The sequence below is a fragment of the Streptosporangium nanhuense genome, assembly GCF_059358815.1.
Genome location: NZ_JCADBG010000114.1, coordinates 1 through 930, shown reverse-complemented (window position 1 = coordinate 930; position 930 = coordinate 1). Strand labels below are relative to the sequence as shown.

General features: G+C 69.9%; 1 protein-coding gene. It reads left to right on the top strand.

Annotated elements, in window-relative coordinates; translation table 11 throughout:
• The coding region (locus AC5L38_RS44235) for a beta-ketoacyl synthase N-terminal-like domain-containing protein (RefSeq protein ID WP_495248826.1) at positions 1 to 930 on the top strand (930 nt) is incomplete at both ends.

Here is a 930-nt window from a genome sequence, read left to right as displayed (position 1 = left end):
GCTGGTGTTCGACTATCCGACGCCGAGTGTGCTGGCGGAGTTCCTGCTGGCCGAGCTGTTCGGTGAGGACGCCGACGTGGTCGTTCCCGCGTCGGTGGTGCCGGTGACGGACGATCCGATCGTGATCGTGGGCATGGCGTGCCGCTACCCGGGCGGGGTCAACAGTCCAGAGGATCTGTGGCGGCTGGTGGCCGAGGGCGGGGACGGGATTTCGCCGTTCCCGACGACACGAGGCTGGGACCTGGCGGCGTTCTCCGGCCCGGATCCGGAAGGCCAGGGCGCCGGTTACGTGCGTGAAGGCGGCTTCCTGGAGAGCGCGGCCGACTTCGACCCGGGGTTCTTCGGGATCTCTCCGCGTGAGGCTCTGGCGATGGACCCGCAGCAGAGGTTGCTGCTGGAGGCGTCCTGGGAGGCGGTCGAGCGGGCCGGGATCGACCCGGTGTCCTTGCGGGGCAGCCACACAGGTGTGTTCGCCGGCGTGATGTATCACGACTACGCGATGAGTGCCGATCTCCCGCCGGAGGCGATGGGCTTCGTCAGCACCGGCACGGCGGGCAGCGTGGCGACCGGCCGTATTTCGTACGCACTGGGGCTGGAGGGCCCGGCGGTGACGGTGGACACGGCATGCTCCTCCTCCCTGGTGGCGACGCACATGGCGGCCCAGGCTCTGCGTTCGGGTGAATGCAGCCTGGCCCTGGCCGGTGGGGTGACGGTGATGGCCACCCCGGGGGTGTTCATCGGCTTCAGCGCGCAGGGCGGGCTGGCCGGCGACGGCCGGTGCAAGTCCTTCGCTGACGCGGCCGACGGGACCAGCTGGTCCGAGGGCGTTGGCATGTTGGTGCTGGAGCGCCTATCGGACGCGCGGCGCAACGGTCACCAGGTGCTCGCGGTTCTTCGTGGTTCGGCGATCAACCAGGACGGCGCGTCGAA